This window comes from Streptomyces sp. NPDC057249, assembly GCF_042669245.1.
GTDB lineage: Bacteria > Actinomycetota > Actinomycetes > Streptomycetales > Streptomycetaceae > Streptomyces.
Genome location: NZ_JBHUXS010000001.1, coordinates 499,875 through 521,432 on the forward strand (window position 1 = coordinate 499,875; position 21,558 = coordinate 521,432).

Sequence of the window (21,558 nt, forward strand, 5' to 3'; positions counted from 1 at the left end):
CCGTTCAGTCCGCGAGCACGTCGGGTTTTCCCTCGCTGCGCGGCCGTTCGTCGACCATCTTGCCCCAGACGATCAAACGGTACGTACTCGTGAATTCCGGCGTACACGTCGTCAAGGTGATGTACCGGCCGGGTTCGGTGAAGCCGGACTGCTTCGGCACCGGCGCGATCACGGAGACGTTGGACGGCGAGGTCTGCGGCAGCACGCTCGTCATCTCGTACGTGTAGTACGCCTCCCGGGTCTCGACCACGATCGGGTCGCCGGGCTTCAGCCGGTTGATGTAGCGGAACGGTTCGCCGTGGGTGTTGCGGTGCCCGGCCAGCGCGAAGTTGCCCTCCTTGGCGGAGGGCATCGCCGTCTTCAGCGGCTTCTCGCTGTAGTGGCCGACCATGCCCCGGTCGAGGACCTTGTCCTTGCTGGTGCCCTCGGCGATCGGCGTGACGACGTCCAGCTTGGGGATGTGGATGATGGCGAAGCCCTGCCCCGGCTCGAACGCCCCCTGTTTCTCGGGGGTCTTCTCGCTCTTCGCCCAGTCGTCCTGGATCTTGTGGGTCTCCCGGCCGGCGATCCGGTCGGCGCGCACGTTCGTCCACCAGAGCTGGTAGGTGACGAACAACAGCATCAGGACGCCCAAGGTGATGAAGAGTTCGCCGATGCCCCGGCTGATGACGATCGCGGGGCTGTCCTTGGCGGCCTTGGCCGCCCGGCGCGCCTCCATGCGGGTCATGGGCTTCGCGGGCGCCGCGCTCTCCGGACCGGGGCGCGGTGCCGGGCGCCGCCGGCCGCGCCCCTTGGCGGCACGCCTGCGCTCGGCACGGCCGCCGGTGGGCGGTGGCGCGGGCGGTGGCGCAGCCGCGTCGGGTTCGCCTGCGAACTCGTCGGCGCCGGCGGTCGGCTCCGTCTCCGGGCGCGGCAGCGGCACGACCGGGTCGCCCGCATCCATGCGGGCGAAGACCTCGGTGGCCGGCTCCGCGGCCTCGGCGGCCGGGGACCGGTAAGAGGCGGCGGGGCCCGGGTCGGCCGGGAGGTACGGGTCGGGCGCGGACGGCGGTGCCGCCAGGGGCTGCTGTACGGGCTCCTGCAGGCCGTACCAGTCCCGTTGGTACCCGCCGGGGTCGTACCACTCCTGCGGCGCCTGCTGGGGGCTCTGCGGGTCGTAGGGCGCCTGCTGCCGCGGGGCCCCGGGCTCCGCCCCCGGCAAAGGGTCGTTCAACGGGTCCGCCAGCCGGTGGACCGCCGCCTCGAACGCGCCCGGGTCCTCGTACGCCCGCGGATCGTGCGGGTCGTCCTGCCCGGCCCCGGCTCCGTGGCGGGGTGGGGTCACGCGACGGCCTTGCCCACCACCGGAGCGAGCCCCGCCGACCTCTCGACGGCGCCGGTGTCCCCGCAGCGCACCAGCCAGTTGGCCAGCATCAGGTGGCCGTGCTCGGTGAGCACCGACTCCGGGTGGAACTGCACGCCCTCGACGGCCAGCTCCCGGTGGCGGAGGCCCATGATGATGCCGTCGGCGGTCCGCGCGGTGACCTCCAGCTCGGCGGGCACGGTGTCCGGTTCGGCGGCGAGCGAGTGGTAACGGGTCGCGGTGAACGGCGAGGGCAGACCGGCGAACACGCCCGTGCCCTCGTGGAGCACCGGAGACGTCTTGCCGTGCAGCAGCTCGGGGGCGCGGCCCACGACGCCGCCGTACGCCACCGCCATGGACTGCATGCCCAGGCAGACCCCGAAGACCGGGACGCCGGTCGCCGCGCAGTGCCGCACCATGTCGACGCAGACGCCCGCGTGCTCCGGGGTGCCGGGGCCGGGGGAGAGCAGGACGCCGTCGAAGCCGTCCTGCGCGTGGGCCGTGGTCACCTCGTCGTTGCGCAGCACCTCGCACTCGGCACCGAGCTGGTAGAGGTACTGGACGAGGTTGAAGACGAAGCTGTCGTAGTTGTCCACGACCAGGATGCGGGCGCTCATCGGGCGGCCCCCGCCGGCGCGCTCGCTCCGTCGACCGTCACGTCGCCGAACGGGAGCAGCGGCTCCGCCCACGGGAAGACGTACTGGAACAGCACATAGACGACCGCCAGGGCGAGCACGAGCGAAATGAACGCACGCACCCACACGTTGCCCGGCAGATGCCGCCAGATCCAGCTGTACATCCAGACCCTCCATTCGGTACCGGGTCCAGACTAAAGGGCCCGGGGCCCGGCGTGGGATGCCTGTGGAAAGCTGTGCGGCGCCTGTCGCCGTCCGCTACTTCACCGGCTCCGCGTAGTGCAGGTCCACCGTGCCCGAGTAGCCGGGAAGGGTCACCGCCTCCCGCTCGTCCACCTTCCAGCCGAGCCCGTACGCCTTCACGTACAGCAGGTAGTTCTGGATCGCCGGCGAGGCGTCGAGCGCCCGTCGCAGCGCACCGGGGTCGCCCACCGCGGTGATCTTGTACGGGGGTGAGTAGACCCGGCCCTGGAGGATCAGGGTGTTGCCGACGCAGCGCACGGCGCTGGTGGAGATCAGCCGCTGGTCCATGACCTTGACGCCCTTGGCGCCGCCCTGCCACAGGGCGTTGACGACCGCCTGGAGGTCCTGCTGGTGGATGACCAGGTCGTTGGGCTGCGGGTCGGGGTAGCCGGGGCTGGCGGTGGCGTTGGGCGGGGCGTCGTCGAGCGTGACGGAGACGGCCCGGCCGGACAGCTCGGTGGTCCCCGCGGTCCGCTCCAGTACCTTGAGCCGGGCGGCCTCCGCCTTGGTGCTGCCGTTGTCGCGCTGGGCGAGGCTGTCGATGTCCCCGCGCACGGATGCGGCGGACTCCTCCAGGGCGGCGTTCTTCTCGCTGCGCTGCTGGATGAGGTCGGAGAGCTTCAGCAGTGAGGCGTCGGTGCGGATATTGGTGCCCTTCGCCGTATTCGCGCTGGTCACGAAGATGATTCCGGCAAGGGCGAAAACGGCAGCCGTGAGCACTCTGACCGGGTGCCGGAAGGTGCGGCGGACCGGTCCGGGGGGAGAGTCGGCAGAATTGCTCAACGTACCCTTATCTCCTTCGGTGCCACGGAAGGACTACGCTAACGGACGCCCGGGGGAGGCCACATTCCCCCTCGCGCCCCGCCCCGGCGCCAGCCACCGTTCCCTGCGCGGTCACGCAGCGCATCGACAGGAGAGTTCCTCGTGCCGAAGTCACGGATCCGCAAGAAGGCCGACTTCACGCCGCCCCCGGCGAAGCAGGCGACCAACATAAAGCTGACCAGCCGGAGCTGGGTGGCGCCCGTGATGCTGGCGCTCTTCCTGATCGGGCTGGCCTGGATCGTCGTTTTCTACGTGACCGACGGCGATCTGCCGGTGGACTCGCTGGGCAACTGGAACATCGTCGTCGGCTTCGGTTTCATCGCCGGCGGCTTCGGTGTCTCCACTCAGTGGAAGTAGCCCGCGCGCCGCTTGGAACCACACGCCGGCCCCGCTCCGCAACCCCTGCCCTGAGTTACCCACAGCGTTATCCACAGGTGGGGGAAAAGGTCAGACGATCTGTGGATAACTCTCAGGCCGTTGACGCCGGTGTGACCGCGGCCGCCCCCGCCCCGAGGCGGGAAGCCCCTTGTCCCGACTGGAAAAACCCAGCTCAGGGACAAGGGGCTCAGCTGTGCCCGCGATATGCACAAGATCCGGATCATGCTGTGGAACCCTGTGGACAACTTCGGTCACAAATGGTCCACACTCGCCCGTCAGACACCCGCTAGGTGAGGGCGGCCGTTCTCGTCATCACGATCAGGACGACGGCCGCCAGCACCAGGGCGCAGGTCCCGAACTGCACCAGATCGCGCCGGTTCCGTGGGGCGTGCACCATCCCGATCCCGATCAGGACTCCGGCGATCAGTCCCCCGACGTGCGCCTGCCAGGCGATCCCGCCCCAGGGGTTGAAGGTGATGATCAGATTGAGCACGAAGATCGCGATGACCGGCCGCATGTCGTAGTTCAGCCGGCGCATCAGCACGGCGGTGGCACCCAGCAGGCCGTAGATGGCTCCCGAGGCTCCGAGCGACGGCTGGTTCGGCTCGGCGAGCCAGTACGTCAGGGCGCCGCCCGCCAGTCCGGAGAGCAGATAGAGCGCGAGGAAGCGGATACGGCCCAGCTTCGCTTCCAGCGGTCCGCCCAGCCACCAGAGGCCCAGCATGTTGAAGGCGATGTGCAACACCTCCTGGTGCAGGAACATCGACGTCACCAGCCGGTACCACTGGCCTTCCGCGATGCCTTCGGGCGGTCCTCCGAAGTAGAAGTTGGCCCGGCCGAGCAGCATCAGGCGGTCGAGCAGCGAGTCGTCGGCCAGCACGGCGACGAACACCGCGAGGTTGATCCCCAGCAGGATCTTGGTGATCAGCCGGGGGTCCGCCGCGACGACGCCCCCGGCCAGGGTGCGCGGCCGGGCGGCGGACGCGCCGTGCCCCGTACCGGACCCCTGGCGGACACAGGCCGGGCACTGGAAGCCGACCGACGCGTCGACCATGCAGTCCGGACAGATGGGCCGGTCGCAGCGGACGCACCGGACCGCCGTCTCCCGGTCCGGGTGGCGGTAGCAACGGACCGGCCCCTCCGGGGGCGGGGGCGGCCCGGACGCACCCGGCGGCTGCTGGTCCATCGGTCCCATGGCTTCCCGGTCCCCTCGGTCCTCGTCGTCGCGCGGGTGCGCACGACACCGCCCCGCGCGTCCGTTCTGTCATGAGATACGGACGGGCGGGGCGGTTGGTTCCCCGAACGTGGAATCGGAGAGTGAGCGAAGGAAAGCAGAGGGCGATCAGCGCGTCTCGATGACGACCGACTCGATGATCACGTCGTTCACCGGCCGGTCGGTACGGGCGTTGGTCGGGGTCGCCGCGATGGCGTCGACGACCTTCTTGCCGGCTTCGCCGGACACCTCGCCGAAGATCGTGTGCTTGCCGGTCAGCCAGGCCGTCGGCGCGACCGTGATGAAGAACTGCGAGCCGTTGGTGCCCGGTCCGGCGTTGGCCATGGCGAGCAGGTAGGGCTTGTTGAAGGCGAGGTCCGGGTGGAACTCGTCCTTGAACTCGTACCCCGGCCCGCCGGTGCCGTTCCCCAGCGGGTCGCCGCCCTGAATCATGAAGCCGCTGATCACGCGGTGGAAGACGGTCCCGTCGTACAGCCGGTCCGTGGACTTCGCGCCGGTCGCGGGGTGCGTCCACTCGCGCTCCCCGTTGGCGAGCTCGACGAAGTTCTTGACCGTCTTGGGAGCGTGGTTCGGCAGGAGCCGGATCTCGATGTCGCCCTGGTTGGTCTTCAAGGTGGCGTAAAGCTGCTCGGCCACGATCTGCCTTCCGTGAGTCTGCACGTGTGCTCTGCGCGTCTGCGCTGCGCGCCGGCCCGGTCCTGTCCGCGGACGGCCCGGCGTTCCGATCCTTGCACGGTCGGCGCCCACGGCGTCCGAGGCGGGAGCCGGTGGCCTCCGCGCCCCGCGGCACGGACGATGCGGCCAAGTGCGTGACGAACCGGCGCGGTCCCTGACGAACCGTGGCATGGTCGTCGGAAGGTAACGAATGACCCGGATGCCCGCCCCACATGCCGCACAGGGCCCACGCAGGCATGATCTCGAATGGGGCGGAAAGGCGGAGTACCTACCCGCCACCAAGGAGGAGGATCCCGTGACCCGCATCGACAGCGTGCGTGCCGCAACCGACTCGGCGAGGGACAGCGTGCAGCACGCCGCGGAAGTGGTGGCGCCCTACGCCGACTCGGCCAAGGACCAGGCCGTTCACTATGCGCACGAGGCCCGCACGCTGCTCGCACCGAAGGTGTCGAAGGCAGCCAAGCAGGCCCGTGTGCAGTACGGCGCGCACGTCGCCCCGCGCATCGAGCTCGCCCGCACGCACGTACCCCCCAAGGTCGACGAGGTCGCCCAGCGCGCCGCGCTCCGCACCCGTCGGGCGGCCCGCAGCGCCGCGGACTACACCGCCCCGCGCATCGAGAGCGCCCGGGCCGCCGCCCAGCCGGTGGCGGAGGAGGCCGCCGCCCGCAGCGCCGCCGCGGTGGCCGCCCTGCGCGGCCAGGTCACGGCGAAGCAGATCCGCAAGCTGGCCCGGAAGCACGAGCGGCGGACCAGGGCGGGCAAGGCGTTCAAGGGCCTAGCCGTGACCGGTGTCCTCGCGGGCGCCGGCTACGCGGTGTGGCGCTGGTGGGACAAGCAGGCCAACCCCGAGTGGCTGGTGGAACCGCCCGCCCCCACCGAGGTTGACGACCGCGCCCCGCTCTCCTCCGTCGACGGGAGCCCGCACGCCTCGACGCTCCTGGACCCCGAGGTGGAGGCCAAGCAGGCCGACGCCGAGGCGGCCGGCGAGGACGGCCCGGACGCCGGCGGCACGGACCTGGACGACCGCCCCTGACCCGCGCAGACGGGAGAGCACGCGCACCAGGACGGGCGCCGGAGGACCACGAGGTCTCCGGCGCCCGCCCGCGTATCCGGGACGCTCCCCCCGCACCCGGCTCCGTACGGTCGTTCTGTACTACCGTTCGGGCACCGGCACAGGCCGTGGAGGGGGAACGTGAGCGCGCGCATTCTGGTCGCCGAGGACGACGTGAAGCAGTCCCGTCTGATCCGGATCTATCTCGAAAGAGAAGGACACGCCGTCCAAGTGGTCGCGGATGGGCGGGCGGCGCTGGAACGGGCGCGCTCGGCCCGGCCCGACCTCATCGTCCTCGACGTGATGCTCCCCCTCGTCGACGGCCTCGACGTGTGCCGCATCCTGCGCACCGAGTCCGATGTGCCGATCCTGCTGCTCACCGCCCGGGTCGCCGAGGAGGACATGCTCCTCGGCCTCGACCTCGGCGCCGACGACTACCTCACCAAGCCGTACAGCCCGCGCGAGCTGACCGCCCGGGTGCGGGCCCTGCTCCGCCGCTCGGGCAGGGCCGCCGGTGGCGACGGGACGGCGCTGCTGCGGGTCGGCGACGTGGAGCTGGACACCGCGCGCTTCGAGGTCCGGGTGGCGGGCCGGCCGGTGGAGCTGACCGCGAAGGAGTTCGCCATCCTGGAGACGCTCGCCCGCGAGCCCGGCCGGGTCTTCACCCGTGCCCAGATCATCGAGCGCGTCTTCGGTTTCGACCGGGACGTGCTGGAAAGGACCGTCGACGCCCATGTGATGAACATGCGGCGGAAGCTGGGGACGGGCCCGGACGGCCCCCGCCATGTGGAGACGGTGTACGGCAGGGGCTACCGACTCGCGGACGGTCCCGTCTCAGCGTCCTCCTGAGACGTCCCCCTCCGCCCGGGGCCGGGCGCCCCGCGCCGGGGGGAGGGTGACCGCGAAGGCCGTGCCCTCCCCGACCGTGCTGCGCACCTCGATGGCACCCCCGTGGTCGGCGACGATCTGGCGGGCGATCGAAAGGCCAAGACCGCTGCCTCCGGTGGCCCGGTCCCGCGAGGCGTCCGCGCGCCAGAAGCGGTCGAAGAGCCGGGGCAGGTCCTCGGCCGCTATCCCGGTGCCCGTGTCGCGCACCTCCAGGACGGCCCGGTCGTCGTCCCTGAGCAGGGCCAGGGTCACCGTTCCCCCCGGGGCGGTGGCGCGCAGCGCGTTGCCGAGGAGGTTGCCGACGACCTGGCGCAGCCGGTCCGGGTCCGCCCGCGTGTACACCGGTCGCGGGGCCTGAAGGTCCAGCGTGATGCCCGCGCCCCGCGCCTGGGCGAGGTGGGCCCGGTGGCTCGTCTCCAGCAGCTCGCGGAGGTCGACGTCCATGGGGTGGTAGGCCAGCGCGCCCGCCTCGGCCAGTGCGAGGTCCCGCAGGTCGTCCACGATCCGCTGCTGCAACAGCGCCTCCTCGTGGAGGGATGCGAGGAGCTCGGGGGTCGGTTCGAGGACCCCGTCGCGCAGGGCCTCCAGATAGCCCCGCAGATTGGCCAGCGGGGTGCGCAGCTCGTGCGCGATGTCGCTGGTGAGGCGGCGCTGGTGCTCCTCGCTCGCCTGGAGCGAGTCGGCCATGCGGTTGAAGGCGCCGCCGAGCTGCGCGATCTCGTCCCGGCCGGACGCGGGCACCCGCCGCCCCAGGTCGCCCTCGCCCAGCCCCCTGGCGGCGAGCGTCAGGGCGCGTACGGGGCGCAGGACCGCCCTGCTCAGCAGCAGCCCGCCCAGGATGACCACGAGGGCCACGCCCGCCGCGACGGCCACGGTGGGCGCGACGGTCAGGGAGGGCGGCGACTCGTCCCGGAAGCCGAGCCGGACCTCCAGGCGGGGCGGGGCCACGGAGACGACGCGCTCCTCGAAGCCCCGCTGCAGACAGTCGGCGAACCGCTTCGCGGACTCGCACGGGCGCAGGGCGTCGAGGTCCCGGGGGGTCAGCGAGTCGTACGCGTCCGTGGGCTCCGGGCACGGGGCGGGCCTGCGGTCCGCGCGCACCGTCGGCACACCGAAGGCACCGGTCCCGGTGCCGAACCCGGCCCCCGCCCGGGTCAGGCAGGCCGCGTCGGCGGCGTACGAGCGGTAGGCGGCGACGGCGGAGGCGGTCTGCTTCATGGCGGCCCGCCGCACCTGTCCCCCGGCAATCCGCAGCGTGGGGCGCGCGTCGACCAGTACCGGCGGCCGGCCGCTCACCGCACGCGGTGCACGGCCGGCCAGGGTGTCGGAGTCGGCGAGCAGCGCGTCGGCCTCCGTGGCCACCCGGATGCGCTGCCCGGTGGCCTTCGCGAGCGCCGCGACCGTCGGCGCGAGCCCGTCCCAGGTGGCGTGCGCCAGCCCGTACGCGCGCAGCTCACCGACGATCCGGGAGGTGTCCTGCTGCCCGGCCGTGACGGTCTCGCGCACCTGGCGGTTGGCCTGCCGCAGGGTCAGCCAGGCGGTGGCCACCGTGGCGGTCATCGCGATCAGCATCAGCAGACCGAGGGCCCGAATCCGGAAGCTCACCCTGTCCCCTCTCCTCAGGTGCCGGCCAGCGCCCGGGTCGGCGACAGCCCGCTGGCCCGTACCGCCGGATACAGCCCGGCGACCGCCCCGATGACCAGGGTCGATCCGATGCCCGCCGCGCTCGCCCACACGGGCACGACCGTAGGCCAGTCGCGGCTGAGGGCGTACCCCGAGGTGATCAGCGTTCCCAGGACCGTTCCGGCGAGTCCGCCGATGAGCGACAGGAGCAGTGACTCCATCACGAACTGGGTGCGGATCTGTGCCCGGGTCGCGCCGAGCGCGCGGCGCAGCCCTATTTCCGTACGCCGTTCCAGTACAGAGATCACCATGGTGTTGCCGACGCCGACCCCGCCGACCAGCAGGGCCACCCCGCCGAGCCCCAGCAGCAGCCCGGTGAGCGCGGATTCGGTGGCCTCGCGGGCGGCGAGCGCGTCCGAGGGCCGCGAGACGCGCACCTCGCCGGGCTTCTCGGGGTACGCCGTCGCGGCGAGCACGTCCCGCACCGCGGCGACCCGGCTGTCCTCCGCCCGTACGTACACCGTGGACGGGTGGCCGTCGAAGCCCAGGTAGGTCCGCGCGGCCGGCCGGCCGACCAGGGCGGCAGCGTCGAGCTCCGGAGCGAGCGGCACCGGGTCGAGCACGCCGATCAGCGAGAACCACCGGTCGCCGATCCGGACCCGGGTGCCCGGCCGGTACACGTCCAGCCGCTGGGCGGCCGTCGCCCCGAGCACGACCGCCGGGTACTCCTCGGTGGCCGGGTCCAGCCAGCGGCCCTCGCGGAGACGGCCGCCGACGGCGGGCAGCAGACCCGTGTCGGCCGCAAGGACGCTCAGCGAACCGGTGTGCCCGACGGCGATCCGTTCGTTGCGGTAGACGTGCGCGCCGGTCTCGCCGGTGGCGGCGACCTCCCGCACCGGCGGGATGCGGCGGACCATGGCCACGGACTCCTCCGGGAGTTCGGCCTTCTCACCGGACAGGGACTCGCCGGGGGCGACGCGCAGCAGGTTGGTCCCGAGCGCGTCGAGCCTGCGGTCCACCTCGGCCTGGCCGGAGCCGGAGATCCCGACCACCGCGATCATGGCGGCGACCCCGATGGCGATCCCGAGGGCGGAGAGGAAGACGCGGAGGGGGCGGGTGCGCAGCCCGGTGGAGCCGAGCCGTACGACGTCGGCGGGGCGCAGCCGGGCGGATCGCAGGCGGGCGGGGGCGCGCCCGCGGTTTCGCGGCTGCCGGAATGGGAATCGCCCGCGGTTTCGCGCCTGCCGGGACGGGAACGGCGTCGGGGCCCCGGCCTCTTCCCGGGCCGGCCCGGGCGTATGCGTGCGGTCCGTCATCGGGGTGCCCCGATCGTCGTACCGCGGGTGACGTCACCGGTCAGCCGGCCGTCGCGCAGATCGAGGCGGCGGGGGAGCCCGGCCGCGATCTCCCGGTCGTGGGTGATGACGACGACCGTGGTGCCCGCCGCGTGCAGCCCGTGCAGCAGGTCCAGTACGGCCGCCCCGGAAGCGGAGTCGAGGTTCCCGGTCGGCTCGTCGGCTAGCAGGACCGCGGGTTCGCCGACCACCGCGCGGGCGACCGCGACCCGTTGCCACTCACCGCCGGAGATCTGATGCGGGAGGTGGTGGACGCGGTGGCTGAGCCCCACCCGGGCGAGCGCGGCGGCCGCCCGGGCCCTGCGCCGGCGTAGCGGCACCCCCGCGTAGAGCAGGCCGTCACCGACCGCGTCGAGCACCGGGACACCGACCGCGAGGTGGAACTGCTGGAAGACGAAGCCGATTCGGGTGGCCCGGAGCGCGGAGACCTCCCGGTCGGACAGCTTCGCCACGTCGTGCCCGTCGATCAGCACCCGGCCCGAGGACGGCCGGTCCAGGCTGCCCATCAGATGGAGCATGCTCGACTTGCCGGAGCCCGAGGGCCCGACGACGGCGACCAGCTCCCCGCGTCCGATCCGCAGACTGACGTCCCGCACCGCGTGCACCCCGCCCGGATACGTCTTGGAGACGGCGTCGAATTCCACGACCGCCGAAGAGCCCGCGCGGTGCGTCGACGAGCCCGCACTGTCCACCGAAGAGCGCGCGCCGTGCTGCGTAGAGTCCCCGCTCACTCCGGAATCCTCACCTTCAGGCCCTCGCGGACCGCCGGACCGCTCACCTCCACACCCCCGTCCGCGAACAGCCCGGTCTTCACCGCGACGAACGTCCCGTCCGCCCGCTCCAGGCCGTGGCCGCCCTCCGCGAGGGCCACCAGGGCGGCGACCGGGACGGTCAGCACGTTCCGGGCCCGCCGCCCCACGTACTCGACGGTCACGGGCCCGCTCTCCCACTTCCCCACGGCCTTCTGGTCCTTGATGGTGAGGGTCACCGGCACCGTGGCCGCCCGCTCGCCCGTGCCGCCGCCCCCCTCGGCCGCGTCCGCCTGCTTCCCCACGGACGCCACCCGCCCCTGCACGGTGGTCTCGTCGGGCAGCCGGATCGTCACGCCGGCGCCGCGCACGGCCCACGACGCCTCGGCCGCCGAGGCGTTGACGACCACCTTGCGCGCCGTGCCGGTGTAGGTGAGAGCGCCCTCGCCGACGGCGGCGCCCAGCCGGACGCCCGGCCGGCCGATCCGTATCCGCCACGCGCCGTAGACGACGTCCCCGACGCCGACCGTCCCGGTCTGCGGCAGGCCGAGCGACTTCTGCCAGCGCTCGACCGCCGCGGCGGTGCCCTCGGTGAACGTCTCGTCCACCGTGAAGCCCGTGTAGCCGAGGGCGGCCAGGTTGGTCTCGAACTGCATGACGTCCATGCCCCGTACGGGCGTGGGTTCCTGAGCGGGCGGGGACGTGCTCTTGCCGGACTCGTCGGGCCCGTCTGCCTCGTCGCCCTCCGGAGCGGCCGGGGCCAGGCCCAGGTCGCGGTACATCGGCAGCGCCCCGTAGAGCAGCACGACCGGGCGGTCGTCGACGCGCAGCAGCGTGTCGCCGCGCTCCGCCGTCGTGCCGGAGTCGGGCAGCCAGGTCACCGTGCCCGTCGCCTTGACCGGCAGCGGGATCTCGGGGCCGTATCCCAAGGTGCCGTCCACCGTGGTGCGTTCGGTCAGCGTCGCCCGGGTGACGGGCACGGTCGAGCCGGTCCTGGGAAGGGGTTTCGGCCCCTCGTCCCCGCCGCCGAGCCCGAGGGTCCCGGTCACCGTGACCGCCGCCACGACGACCGCGCCGGCGACGACGAGCAACATCCGCCGTCCGCGGGCCCCACGCTTCTCATCGAGGTCTGTCACCGTCTCCACCGCTCAGCCCTTGCCCGGACCGGCGTTCTCGGGGACGCCGATGATCGGCCCGCAGATCCGGGCGGCCCGCTTCGCTCCGGCCGCGCTCTGGTCCCACTCGTCCTGGCCGAGGCCGTCGGGGCCGGGGTCGGGGAAGTCGGCGGCGCCGTTCTTCTGCATGCAGGCGGCGTACTCGCGCTTCACCTTGATCTGGGCGGCCGACAGCTCGGGCTGATTGCCCTTCTCGATGCTCTCCGGCACCGCCGATACGTACCGGGCGCACTTCTCCTGGGCGGCCCTGAACTTCGGGTCCTGTTTCAGCTCACGCCGCTGGTCGCCCGCGCCGAAGTCGATGGTGCCCTTCGCGTCGGGGTCCGGCGCGTCCACGCCGTGTTCCCGCAGGCACTTCACGTACGCGCGCTGCGCCCGCACGTACGCGGCGATGTCGTCCGTGGCCTTTCCCCGCCCGGCCGGGGCCGACACCTTGCCGCCGCCGGCCGTCGGGACCTCCGCGCCGCCGTCGCTCCCGCCGCAGCCGGCCAGTACGAAGGCCATGGCCAAGGCCGCGGCGGCCGGTCGTACCCGGTTCGTCCTCATCGTCATCCCGCTCTCCCTGTCGGCCCGGCCGCGGGTGCGGCGGGCAGGGCGAACGTAGGAGGGGAACGATGAAGAACCTTTGAAGAACCTGTCCGGCTGCCGTGCGGTCCGGACCGGGCGCGTGCAAAGACTCCCCCGACCCGCGTTTCCGCAGGTCGGGGGAGTCCGGGGAAGTGGAGCCTAGGAGATTCGAACTCCTGACATCTGCCTTGCAAAGGCAGCGCTCTACCAACTGAGCTAAGGCCCCGACAGCACGCAGCCCGAACACCTCGATGTTCCGGCCACCGCCGCAGAACAGAGTACCGGCTCACCCCCGTGATCCTGCAAAATTACGGGGACTCCCCGTGTGCGACCACGCTCCGTAAGATGCTGGTCGAGGTTCGCAGCAGCGAAGCGGATGCGAAGGGGAGACGCAATGGATGCAGCGCAGCAAGAGGCCACGGCCAGAGCCAGAGACCTCCAGCGCAGTTGGTACGGGGAGCCGTTGGGGGCGCTCTTCCGCCGGCTGATCGACGACCTCGGTCTCAACCAGGCCCGCCTCGCCGCGGCACTCGGGCTGTCCGCTCCCATGCTCTCCCAGCTCATGAGCGGTCAGCGCGCGAAGATCGGCAATCCGGCGGTCGTGCAGCGCGTCCAGGCCCTTCAGGAACTGGCGAGCCAGGTCGCCGACGGCAGCGTCAGCGCCGCCGAGGCCACGGCCCGCATGGAGGAGATCAAGAAGTCCCAGGGCGGCTCGGTCCTCACGGGCACCGGCCAGACCACGTCCAGCGGCGGGGCGCCCACCGTGCGCCGGGTGGTCCGGGAGATCCAGTCGCTGCTGCGCTCGGTCGCGGCGGCCGGTGACATCATCGATGCCGCGGACTCCCTCGCCCCGACGCACCCGGAACTGGCAGAGTTCCTCCGGGTATACGGAGCGGGGCGCACCGCGGAAGCGGTGGCGCACTACGAGAGCCACCAGAGCTAGGCCCCGCACGGTACGGGGGCACGGGCCGGAACATGAACGGGGAGCGGGCGCAGCGCCATGGGTGAGGTCTTCGCCGGACGGTACGAACTGGTCGATCCGATCGGACGCGGTGGGGTCGGTGCCGTGTGGCGCGCCTGGGACCACCGGCGCCGCCGCTATGTGGCGGCCAAGGTCCTCCAGCAGAGCGACGCGCACACGCTGCTCCGCTTCGTCCGGGAACAGGCGCTGCGCATCGAGCACCCCCATGTGCTGGCGCCGGCCAGCTGGGCCGCCGACGACGACCAGGTCCTGTTCACCATGGACCTCGTCAGCGGCGGTTCGCTGGCCCATGTCATCGGCGACTACGGCCCGTTGCCCCCTCGCTTCGTCTGCACCCTGCTCGACCAGCTGCTGTCCGGCCTCTCGACGGTGCACGCCGAAGGCGTCGTGCACCGGGACATCAAACCGGCCAACATCCTCATGGAGGCCACCGGTCGCGGCCGGCCGCATCTGCGGCTGTCGGACTTCGGCATCTCCATGCGCAAGGGCGAGCCCCGCCTCACCGAGACGAACTACGTGGTGGGGACCCTCGGTTACTTCGCGCCCGAGCAGATGATGGGCGCCGAACCGGACTTCCCGGCGGACCTGTTCGCGGTCGGTCTGGTCGCCCTCTATCTGCTCCAGGGCACCAAGCCCGACTCGCAGGAGCTCATCGAGCACTTCGCCGCGCACGGCACGCCCAGCGCCCCGGACGGCGTCCCGGAGCCCTTGTGGCAGGTCATCGCGGGGCTCCTGCAACCAGACCCGCAGGACCGTTTCCGCACGGCCACGGGGGCGCGCAAGGCGCTGAACGCCGCCGTCGAGATGCTTCCCGAACCCTCGGGCACCGAGGAGCCGGTGGAGGTCTTCGACCAGATCGGCCCGCTGCCCGAGGGCTTCGGCCCCGACGGCCCCGTGCGGTCCGGCGGGACGGCGGCAGCGCACTCACCGGGTCCTCAGACAACCGGCCGGCCGGCCACGCCGCCCTCGTCCCAGGGAGTCCCGGACGCCCCGCCATCGGTGCCCCAGCCGACCGGCCCGCACCCCGCCGGGCAGCCGGCACAGCCCTACCCCTCCGCACCGGCCGCCATGTCCGAGACGGGCAGTTTCCACCTCCCGCCCCCCGGGCCGGCCGTTCCCGCGCACCACGCCCCGCAAACCGCCGCCCCCGCGGCCCCGTACGGCTATCCGAACCCGGCCGGCTACACCGCTCCCGACGCGGCGCCCTCGCACGCTCCGGCCCCCGGTCCGCACGACCAGTCCTTCACCCACCCCTACACGACCCCCCAGCAAGGGGCGGCCCCGTACCAGGCACCGGCGTCCGCCCCGGGAACGCGTCCGGGACCGTCCCCGAAGGTGGCGGTCCCGGTCCTGCTGGTGGCACTGGTCTGCTTCGCCGTCGGCATCTGGGCGCTGACCCAGGCGTGAGTACGGGGGCGGCCCCGGCTACCAGGCCTGGGGCGGCCCGCCGTACGGGTACTGCCCGCCCGTGGGAGCCACCGGTGCGGCAGCCGCGCGGCGTCGCGCGATCAGGGTCCAGGCCCCCAGCCAGAGCACCAGCACGGTGCCGGCGCCGATGCCGCCCGCCGCGACCAGCTTCATCGTGCCGCGCTCGCTCCTGGCCTCGGCGGCCTGCGCCCCGCTCTGCCCTTCCCGCGCCGCGTCCTTGTCGCCCTGGGTCACGGAGAAGATCCCGGCGTCCCCCTTGTACGGCGACTTACCGGCCTCGCCCTTCACACTGATCTTGAGGGTCAGCGCGATCGGCTTCTGCCCGTACGCCTTCGCGACGTCCGGGCTCAGCGAGACGGAGAGGTAGTACCAGCCCGCGAACCGCATCCCGCGGACATCGTCACCGGAGTCGTACCGGTTCCGGTACGCCACCGGGGGCAGCGGGTCGAAGGGGACGGAGATCGGCTTTCCCGAGTAGGACGTGGGCGACACATCGGCGACATGCCCCAGCGCGGGGTTCTCCAGCGACATCGCCAGCGCGCTGCTGACGTACGCGTTCTTCTCGGAGGTGCTGTTGCTCAGTTCCGCCGTGGCGAACAGCTGCTGCCCCCAGTCCACCGGCACCCGGTAGAAGAGGGTCTGCCCGGGCTCGATCCGGTCCTTCCACTCGCCGGTCTCCAGGCTCGTGGCGTCGTAGTAACCGGCGCCCCCGCGCCGGGTGTTGTCCGCGGCAGCGGCGGGCGGCGCGGGCGAAGCGGACGGCCAGGACGACGGAGCGGTGGTCGGCTCCGAAGAGGCGAGCTGCGGCTCCGAGGCGTAACGCAGCTCCAGACCCCACTCCCCCTGGTCGGACGTCTCCTTGCTCTCCCGCTCGATCAGCACGTAGTACGTACCGGCGTCCTGGCAGGTGCCGTCCTTGTCCATCCGCCGGGAGGCATAGGCGGCGAGGGGGCGCGGGTACTGCGCGGACCCGAACACGGCGTCCTGCGAACTGCACTCGTCGTCCGAGCTGTCCCGGATGCTCAGCGTGATCCCGTCCCCGTACGCCACCTTGCCGCCGCCCTTCGGCACGACGACGGCGGAGACGTAGGCGTTCGTCCGCGCGTCCAGGTCCAGCCGGTAGTACAGCTTCTGGCCGCTCCGGATCGCGCTCTTGTAGACCCCGCCCGGCTTCAGCTTCGACGCCTCGGCGCTGATGTCGGCGCCGCCGACCGACTCGGCGTCCGGATCGAAGGTGTACGAGCCGGGGGCGCCGGCCGCGTACACCTGTCCCGGCAGCGCCGCCACCGCGAACACCGCCGCCACCGCCACCAGCGCCCCCCGCATCCTGCTGCGCCGCCTCATCACGCGCTCCCCCTCGTCATCGGTGCGGCTGCCCCTCGGCGACCGCGTACACATACGAACACGGCCGGATTCGCGGCCATGGCGGCAGCCCCCGCGCCCACGGCCGCAACGACGGCCCATCCTGCCCCTCGCGTACCGCCACTGTCTCCGGCGGCGGCCGAATCGCCCCGCTTGTCCGCGTCTTCGCCTCGCTCGCCGCTCCGCTGCCCTCAGCAGGCAACCGGGGTCGCGCGCACCCCCGCCCCACAGCGCCTTTGCTCACGCAAGCTAATAATTCGCTCACGTGAACTCAAGAGCACAGCCGTCACGGTCCCGCAACAGCACGAAGCCCCGGCCGCGTCGGCGACCGGGGCTTCCTACCAGGCTGTTTCCGTCTCAGACACCCGAACCTGCGGGCACGGAGTCGGTCGCCTCCGTCCACAGATCCTGCTCGGCGCGATCCGCCTGGATCTGGCGGTACACGAGGAGCCCGCCGATGGCGGCCAGTGCGACCAGGAGAAGCTTCTTCACCGCGCGACCTCGTCCTTCGTTGGCGTAGGGGACTTCTGCCGCCCGACTATACACACCGGCCGATATCGACCGGTGACCTCCCCGCAACCCAATTGGCGCCTGCCGACGTGCGGTCGGCAGCCCTCTGTGCGTGCCCCTCGGAAGCCCCCGCCGGAAGCCGGGACGGGCCGGTTGAACCATACGAGTGGTGTTCATCTGAAGATCGGCGCTTGCGCGGCGTCGGTCCACGAAATCGCCAGCCCGATCCACATCATCGGAAAGGTAAGCAAACCGGACCACCCGAAAGTGAGGGGCCATGAGCACCGCCACGGCCAAGAACATCTGGACCGCCTTCGTCACCGCCTTCTTCGCACTCCTCGCGGCCCTGGGCCTCGCCGGCTCCACGGCCACCGCCGCGCAGGCCACGACCACGACCACGAACACGGAGCCGGCGGCCACGGCCCCCGAGCACACGCCCGCCGCCCGCGCAACAGCGACCGGACCGTCGGTGCGATGGACCCTTCCGCGTGACCGGGCGCTGCCCCCCACGATGAAGCAGCGCATCCGGGCCGAGGCCCACGGCTCCTCACCCGCCACCCGGCATCTGTCCGCCGACACCAGGAACACCGTGAACACCACGGGCTCCGCCCGCGCCTCGCACGGCACTCCGGAGCAGGACGCCTCGCTCCTCCCACCGTGACGCCGCCGCACCTGATCCCCTGAGCCCCCGGGCCGGTTCACACCGGACGGGGGCTTTCCCGTGCGCCCGCACGTCCGCACATGCCGGATGAGCAGGTGTACTCACGCCCGGCCGTTCCTCCTCACCCGGCCTCCCTGCCGTTCGCCATGACGAGCATGGGCATCGGGGGCCCGACCGCCGTCTCGTACGGGCTCCTCGCCGGCGGGGTCGTCGGCAGCGCCCTGATCCAGGCATTCGTCCTCGGCGCCCTCACGGAGACGGTCCGCAGCCGCCTGCGGCGTACGGCCACGAGGCGATCACGTGAGTACCTTCGGCAACGCCGAAGGCCCCCACCGTTCCCGGTGGGGGCCTTCGTACTGGTGGGGCTAACAGGATTTGAACCTGTGGCCTCATCCTTATCAGGGATGCGCTCTAACCAACTGAGCTATAGCCCCGCCGCGCTGTTTCCGTCGCGCTGACTTCTGAAGATTAGCGCACGTCGGGGCCAGTCCCAAAATCGATACCCGCCGGGCTACTCGTCCTCCGCCAGCGTGAGCTCGACACCGCCCACGAAGCCCGCCGACAGGTTGTAGATGAAGGCGCCCAGGGTGGCCAGCGCGGTGGCCAGGACCACGTCGATCACCGCGATGACCGACGTGAAGATCAGGACCCTGGGCAGCGACAGGAACGCCTGGAGGTCGAAGCCGTTGCCCTCGTTGGAACCGGTCGCCTCGCTGATGGTGCCGCCCACGGTGGAGAAGACGCCCATCGCGTCCATCACCATCCACAGGACCGCCGACGCCACCACCGTGCAGATGCCGAGCGCGATGGACAGCAGGAAGCTGACCTTCATCACCGACCACGGATCGGCCTTGGACACCCGCAGGCGCGCCTTACGGGTACGCGGAGTGGTCCGCGCCCCCGTCCGCGGCTTGCGGACCGTCTGGGCCGGTCCCACGCCCTGCTGAGCGCCGTAGGGCAGACCGCCGCCCTGCGTCCCGCCCGGAGGCGAGGGGTAGGCCTGCGGCGGGTGGTACGGGCCCGCCTGGCCGGGTGCGGGCTCCCGCTCGCCGGGCAGCGGCCCGGTCGCGTAACCCTCGTACTGGGGCTGAGGGCCCCGCGTATCCGTCACAGTGCCCCCTTGGGAGTCCGTGGCGGGGCCACGGGCACCGTTACCTCCGGCTCCGGAAGCGGCCGAACCGGCGCCCGTGGCTCCACTCACGCTCTACTCCTCGTGCTCCCCGGTCGAGGGCGACGTGCCCTCGACATTGCTGTCGACCGTGCTGCCGGCGGCCTCGTCGGCCGTGGTCGCCCCGGTCGTCCCGCCGTCGGCGTCGCCGTCGACGGCACCGTCGACCTCGTCGGCCTCGCGGCCCGCCTCGGCGTTGCGGGCGATGCCGACGACGGCGTCCCGCTTGCCCAGATTGATCAGTTGGACGCCCATGGTGTCACGGCCCGTCTCCCTGACTTCGTTGACTCGCGTACGAATCACACCGCCGCCGAGCGTGATGGCGAGGATCTCGTCCGTCTCCTCCACCACCAGCGCGCCGACCAGCGAGCCCCGGTCCTCCACGATCTTCGCGGCCTTGATGCCGAGGCCGCCGCGACCCTGGACGCGGTACTCGTCGACCGGGGTCCGCTTCGCGTACCCGCCGTCGGTGGCAGTGAACACGAAAGTACCGGGCCTGACGACATTCATCGAGAGCAGTTCGTCTCCCTCACGGAAACTCATGCCCTTGACGCCCGAGGTGGCGCGGCCCATCGGCCGCAGCGCCTCGTCCGTCGCGGTGAACCTGATCGACTGGGCCTTCTTGCTGATGAGCAGCAGGTCGTCCTCGGCCGAGACCAGCTCCGCGCCGATCAGCTCGTCGTCCGCGCCGTCCGCCGTCTCGCGCAGGTTGATCGCGATGACACCGCCGGAGCGCGGTGAGTCGTAGTCCTTCAGCGCGGTCTTCTTCACCAGGCCGCCCTGGGTGGCCAGGATCAGGTAGGGCGCGGCGTCGTAGTCGCGGATCGCGAGGATCTGCGCGATCCGCTCGTCCGGCTGGAAGGCCAGCAGGTTCGCCACGTGCTGGCCGCGCGCGTCCCGGCCGGCGTCCGGCAGCTCGTACGCCTTGGCCCGGTAGACCCGGCCCTTGTTGGTGAAGAACAGCAGCCAGTGGTGCGTCGTCGACACGAAGAAGTGGTCGACGATGTCGTCTTCCTTGAGCTTCGTGCCCCGCACGCCCTTGCCGCCGCGCTTCTGCGAGCGGTAGTCGTCCGTCTTGGTGCGCTTCACATAGCCGCCGCGGGAGATCGTGACGACGATGTCCTCCTCGGCGATCAGGTCCTCGATGGACATGTCGCCCTCGAAGGGCACCAGCTTGGAACGCCGGTCGTCGCCGAACTTGTCGACGATCGCCGCCAGCTCCTCGCTGACGATCTGCCGCTGCCGCGCGGGCGAGGCCAGGATCTCGTTGTACTCGTTGATCTTCGCCTGGAGCTCGTCGTGCTCGGCGGTGATCTTCTGGTGCTCCAGCGCGGCCAGCCGGCGCAGCTGCATCTCCAGGATCGCGTTCGCCTGGAGGTCGTCGATCTCCAGCAGGCCCATCAGGCCCTCACGGGCGATCTCGACGGTCTGGCTGCGCCGGATGAGGGCGATGACCTCGTCGATGGCGTTCAGGGCCTTCAGCAGGCCGCGCAGGATGTGCGCGCGCTCCTCGGCCTTGCGCAGCCGGAACTTCGTCCGCCGGACGATGACCTCGATCTGGTGCGTCACCCAGTGGCGGATGAACGCGTCGATCGACAGGGTGCGCGGCACCCCGTCCACCAGCGCCAGCATGTTGGCGCCGAAGTTGGTCTGGAGGTCGGTGTGCTTGTACAGGTTGTTCAGGACGACCTTGGCGACCGCGTCCCGCTTCAGCACGACGACCAGGCGCTGCCCGGTACGCGAGGAGGTCTCGTCGCGCACGTCGGCGATGCCGCCGATCTTGCCGTCCTTCACCAGGTCGGCGATCTTCTGCGCGAGGTTGTCGGGGTTGGTCTGGTACGGAAGCTCCGTGACGACCAGGCACTGGCGGTTCTGGATCTCCTCGACCGCCACGACCGCGCGCATCGTGATCGAGCCGCGGCCGGTGCGGTACGCCTCCTCGATGCCCTTGCGGCCGACGACCAGCGCGCCGGTGGGGAAGTCCGGGCCCTTGATCCGCTCGATCAGGGCGTCCAGCAGCTCCTCCTGCGAGGCCTCCGGGTTCTCCAGGTACCACTGGGCGCCCGAAGCGACCTCGCGCAGGTTGTGCGGCGGGATGTTGGTCGCCATGCCGACCGCAATGCCCGCGGAGCCGTTGACCAGCAGGTTCGGGAAGCGCGCCGGGAGGACCGTCGGCTCCTGGTTGCGGCCGTCGTAGTTGTCCTGGAAGTCGACGGTCTCCTCGTCGATGTCCCGGACCATCTCCATGGACAGCGGCATCATCTTGCACTCGGTGTACCGCATGGCGGCGGCCGGGTCGTTGCCCGGGGAACCGAAGTTGCCGTTGGAGTCCACCAGCGGCATGCGCATCGACCACGGCTGGGCCAGGCGGACCAGGGCGTCGTAGATCGAGGAGTCGCCGTGCGGGTGGTACGTACCCATGACGTCACCGACGACACGGGCGCACTTGTAGAAGCCCTTCTCGGGCCGGTAGCCGCCGTCGTACATCGCGTACAGCACCCGGCGGTGGACGGGCTTGAGGCCGTCCCGCACGTCGGGCAGCGCACGCGAGACGATGACGGACATCGCGTAGTCGAGGTAGGAGCGCTGCATCTCCGTCTCGAGCCCGACGGGCTCGACACGCATGCCCACGCCCTCGACGGGCGGAACCTCTTCGGGCGTCACGGGTGCGGGGGTGTTCTCGTCGGCCATTGCTGGTCAAAGTCCTTTC

At 71.7% G+C, this 21,558-nt stretch carries 21 protein-coding genes and 2 tRNA genes; 6 read left to right on the forward strand and 17 right to left on the reverse strand.

Translation table 11 applies throughout. The features are described 5' to 3' along the window. Nucleotides 1-4: 4 nt before the first annotated feature. From ACFUJY_RS02400 to ACFUJY_RS02415, 4 genes are all read right to left on the reverse strand, one after another. The gene (locus ACFUJY_RS02400) at nucleotides 5-1,324 is read right to left on the reverse strand and encodes a class E sortase (protein WP_383293262.1); all 1,320 of its coding nucleotides are present in this window, start codon (nucleotides 1,322-1,324) and stop codon (nucleotides 5-7) included. Continuing rightward, nucleotides 1,321-1,959, reverse strand: coding sequence for an aminodeoxychorismate/anthranilate synthase component II (locus tag ACFUJY_RS02405; RefSeq protein ID WP_383293265.1), 639 nt, complete (start codon nucleotides 1,957-1,959; stop codon nucleotides 1,321-1,323). The genes ACFUJY_RS02400 and ACFUJY_RS02405 overlap by 4 nt, the downstream gene beginning before the upstream one ends. Continuing rightward, nucleotides 1,956-2,141 (reverse strand): hypothetical protein, encoded by a 186-nt coding sequence (locus ACFUJY_RS02410; RefSeq protein ID WP_073966629.1) that lies wholly within the window; start codon nucleotides 2,139-2,141, stop codon nucleotides 1,956-1,958. The genes ACFUJY_RS02405 and ACFUJY_RS02410 overlap by 4 nt, the downstream gene beginning before the upstream one ends. 94 nt (nucleotides 2,142-2,235) lie before the next feature. Next, the gene (locus ACFUJY_RS02415; RefSeq protein WP_383293267.1) at nucleotides 2,236-3,003 is read right to left on the reverse strand and encodes a DUF881 domain-containing protein; all 768 of its coding nucleotides are present in this window, start codon (nucleotides 3,001-3,003) and stop codon (nucleotides 2,236-2,238) included. Nucleotides 3,004-3,144: 141 nt separating this feature from the next. Between ACFUJY_RS02415 and crgA the strand changes: the two genes are divergently transcribed. Next, nucleotides 3,145-3,399, forward strand: coding sequence for a cell division protein CrgA (gene crgA, locus ACFUJY_RS02420; protein WP_164399257.1), 255 nt, complete (start codon nucleotides 3,145-3,147; stop codon nucleotides 3,397-3,399). Nucleotides 3,400-3,706: 307 nt separating this feature from the next. Here the strand turns inward: crgA and ACFUJY_RS02425 are convergent, their stop codons facing one another. Further along, nucleotides 3,707-4,606: a rhomboid family intramembrane serine protease gene (locus tag ACFUJY_RS02425; RefSeq protein WP_383293886.1), complete on the reverse strand. Its 900-nt coding sequence runs from the start codon at nucleotides 4,604-4,606 to the stop codon at nucleotides 3,707-3,709. 156 nt (nucleotides 4,607-4,762) lie between these two features. Then, a complete protein-coding gene (locus ACFUJY_RS02430) occupies nucleotides 4,763-5,290 on the reverse strand; it encodes a peptidylprolyl isomerase (RefSeq protein WP_383293271.1) in 528 nt (175 codons plus the stop codon). A 334-nt stretch (nucleotides 5,291-5,624) separates the two neighbouring features. On the opposite strand from ACFUJY_RS02430, the gene ACFUJY_RS02435 reads away from it, so the two are divergent. Together ACFUJY_RS02435 and ACFUJY_RS02440 are read left to right on the forward strand one after the other, a co-directional pair. Beyond that, complete coding sequence (locus ACFUJY_RS02435) at nucleotides 5,625-6,362, forward strand: DUF5324 family protein (protein ID WP_383293273.1); 738 nt, start codon at nucleotides 5,625-5,627, stop codon at nucleotides 6,360-6,362. A gap of 159 nt (nucleotides 6,363-6,521) precedes the next feature. Next, nucleotides 6,522-7,229: a response regulator transcription factor gene (locus ACFUJY_RS02440; protein ID WP_383293275.1), complete on the forward strand. Its 708-nt coding sequence runs from the start codon at nucleotides 6,522-6,524 to the stop codon at nucleotides 7,227-7,229. Here the strand turns inward: ACFUJY_RS02440 and ACFUJY_RS02445 are convergent. The 6 genes from ACFUJY_RS02445 to ACFUJY_RS02470 all read right to left on the reverse strand — a co-directional run bounded on the left by ACFUJY_RS02445 (nucleotide 7,215) and on the right by ACFUJY_RS02470 (nucleotide 12,963). Further along, entirely contained in the window at nucleotides 7,215-8,873 is a 1,659-nt protein-coding gene (locus ACFUJY_RS02445; protein WP_383293278.1) for a sensor histidine kinase, read from the reverse strand. The genes ACFUJY_RS02440 and ACFUJY_RS02445 overlap by 15 nt on opposite strands. Nucleotides 8,874-8,887: 14 nt before the next feature. Next, complete coding sequence (locus ACFUJY_RS02450; protein ID WP_383293281.1) at nucleotides 8,888-10,207, reverse strand: ABC transporter permease; 1,320 nt, start codon at nucleotides 10,205-10,207, stop codon at nucleotides 8,888-8,890. Beyond that, nucleotides 10,204-10,938: an ABC transporter ATP-binding protein gene (locus ACFUJY_RS02455; RefSeq protein ID WP_383293889.1), complete on the reverse strand. Its 735-nt coding sequence runs from the start codon at nucleotides 10,936-10,938 to the stop codon at nucleotides 10,204-10,206. Before ACFUJY_RS02455 ends, ACFUJY_RS02450 begins: the two co-directional genes overlap by 4 nt. Nucleotides 10,939-10,973: 35 nt before the next feature. Further along, nucleotides 10,974-12,089, reverse strand: coding sequence for a peptidoglycan-binding protein (locus tag ACFUJY_RS02460; RefSeq protein WP_383293284.1), 1,116 nt, complete (start codon nucleotides 12,087-12,089; stop codon nucleotides 10,974-10,976). Between the two features lie 54 nt (nucleotides 12,090-12,143). Next, nucleotides 12,144-12,722: a hypothetical protein gene (locus ACFUJY_RS02465; RefSeq protein ID WP_383293288.1), complete on the reverse strand. Its 579-nt coding sequence runs from the start codon at nucleotides 12,720-12,722 to the stop codon at nucleotides 12,144-12,146. A 168-nt stretch (nucleotides 12,723-12,890) separates the two neighbouring features. Continuing rightward, nucleotides 12,891-12,963: transfer RNA gene (locus tag ACFUJY_RS02470), tRNA-Ala, on the reverse strand. A 168-nt stretch (nucleotides 12,964-13,131) separates the two neighbouring features. Here ACFUJY_RS02470 and ACFUJY_RS02475 point away from each other — a divergent pair. Next, nucleotides 13,132-13,680 (forward strand): DNA-binding protein, encoded by a 549-nt coding sequence (locus ACFUJY_RS02475; RefSeq protein WP_383293291.1) that lies wholly within the window; start codon nucleotides 13,132-13,134, stop codon nucleotides 13,678-13,680. Between the two features lie 57 nt (nucleotides 13,681-13,737). Beyond that, a complete protein-coding gene (locus ACFUJY_RS02480) occupies nucleotides 13,738-15,126 on the forward strand; it encodes a serine/threonine protein kinase (protein ID WP_383293294.1) in 1,389 nt (462 codons plus the stop codon). A gap of 18 nt (nucleotides 15,127-15,144) precedes the next feature. On the opposite strand, the gene ACFUJY_RS02485 is transcribed toward ACFUJY_RS02480, so the two are convergent. Together ACFUJY_RS02485 and ACFUJY_RS02490 are read right to left on the reverse strand one after the other, a co-directional pair. Next, entirely contained in the window at nucleotides 15,145-16,473 is a 1,329-nt protein-coding gene (locus ACFUJY_RS02485) for a hypothetical protein (RefSeq protein WP_383293892.1), read from the reverse strand. A gap of 393 nt (nucleotides 16,474-16,866) precedes the next feature. Beyond that, nucleotides 16,867-17,001 carry a DLW-39 family protein gene (locus ACFUJY_RS02490; RefSeq protein ID WP_003958712.1) on the reverse strand — a complete coding sequence of 45 codons (135 nt, stop codon included), beginning with the start codon at nucleotides 16,999-17,001 and terminating at the stop codon, nucleotides 16,867-16,869. Nucleotides 17,002-17,296: 295 nt separating this feature from the next. On the opposite strand from ACFUJY_RS02490, the gene ACFUJY_RS02495 reads away from it, so the two are divergent. Continuing rightward, a complete protein-coding gene (locus ACFUJY_RS02495; protein ID WP_383293297.1) occupies nucleotides 17,297-17,680 on the forward strand; it encodes a DUF6344 domain-containing protein in 384 nt (127 codons plus the stop codon). 357 nt (nucleotides 17,681-18,037) lie between these two features. Here the strand turns inward: ACFUJY_RS02495 and ACFUJY_RS02500 are convergent. The 3 genes from ACFUJY_RS02500 to gyrA form a co-directional block, all read right to left on the reverse strand. Next, nucleotides 18,038-18,114 (reverse strand) — tRNA-Ile (locus tag ACFUJY_RS02500). Between the two features lie 77 nt (nucleotides 18,115-18,191). Beyond that, nucleotides 18,192-18,791: a DUF3566 domain-containing protein gene (locus tag ACFUJY_RS02505; protein WP_383293299.1), complete on the reverse strand. Its 600-nt coding sequence runs from the start codon at nucleotides 18,789-18,791 to the stop codon at nucleotides 18,192-18,194. A gap of 93 nt (nucleotides 18,792-18,884) precedes the next feature. Beyond that, the gene (gene gyrA / locus ACFUJY_RS02510; protein ID WP_383293302.1) at nucleotides 18,885-21,539 is read right to left on the reverse strand and encodes a DNA gyrase subunit A; all 2,655 of its coding nucleotides are present in this window, start codon (nucleotides 21,537-21,539) and stop codon (nucleotides 18,885-18,887) included. Nucleotides 21,540-21,558: the final 19 nt, after the last annotated feature.

Excerpts from the sequence above, each read along its gene's own strand:
- gyrA (WP_383293302.1), bottom strand. The coding sequence starts at position 21,539 with ATGGCCGACGAGAACACCCCCGCACCCGTGACGCCCGAAGAGGTTCCG.
- ACFUJY_RS02405 (WP_383293265.1), bottom strand. The coding sequence starts at position 1,959 with ATGAGCGCCCGCATCCTGGTCGTGGACAACTACGACAGCTTCGTCTTC.
- ACFUJY_RS02485 (WP_383293892.1), bottom strand. The coding sequence starts at position 16,473 with ATGCGGGGGGCGCTGGTGGCGGTGGCGGCGGTGTTCGCGGTGGCGGCG.
- ACFUJY_RS02425 (WP_383293886.1), bottom strand. The coding sequence starts at position 4,606 with ATGGACCAGCAGCCGCCGGGTGCGTCCGGGCCGCCCCCGCCCCCGGAG.
- ACFUJY_RS02475 (WP_383293291.1), top strand. The coding sequence starts at position 13,132 with ATGGATGCAGCGCAGCAAGAGGCCACGGCCAGAGCCAGAGACCTCCAG.
- ACFUJY_RS02410 (WP_073966629.1), bottom strand. The coding sequence starts at position 2,141 with ATGTACAGCTGGATCTGGCGGCATCTGCCGGGCAACGTGTGGGTGCGT.
- ACFUJY_RS02450 (WP_383293281.1), bottom strand. The coding sequence starts at position 10,207 with ATGACGGACCGCACGCATACGCCCGGGCCGGCCCGGGAAGAGGCCGGG.
- ACFUJY_RS02495 (WP_383293297.1), top strand. The coding sequence starts at position 17,297 with ATGAGCACCGCCACGGCCAAGAACATCTGGACCGCCTTCGTCACCGCC.
- ACFUJY_RS02465 (WP_383293288.1), bottom strand. The coding sequence starts at position 12,722 with ATGACGATGAGGACGAACCGGGTACGACCGGCCGCCGCGGCCTTGGCC.
- ACFUJY_RS02460 (WP_383293284.1), bottom strand. The coding sequence starts at position 12,089 with ATGTTGCTCGTCGTCGCCGGCGCGGTCGTCGTGGCGGCGGTCACGGTG.
- ACFUJY_RS02480 (WP_383293294.1), top strand. The coding sequence starts at position 13,738 with ATGGGTGAGGTCTTCGCCGGACGGTACGAACTGGTCGATCCGATCGGA.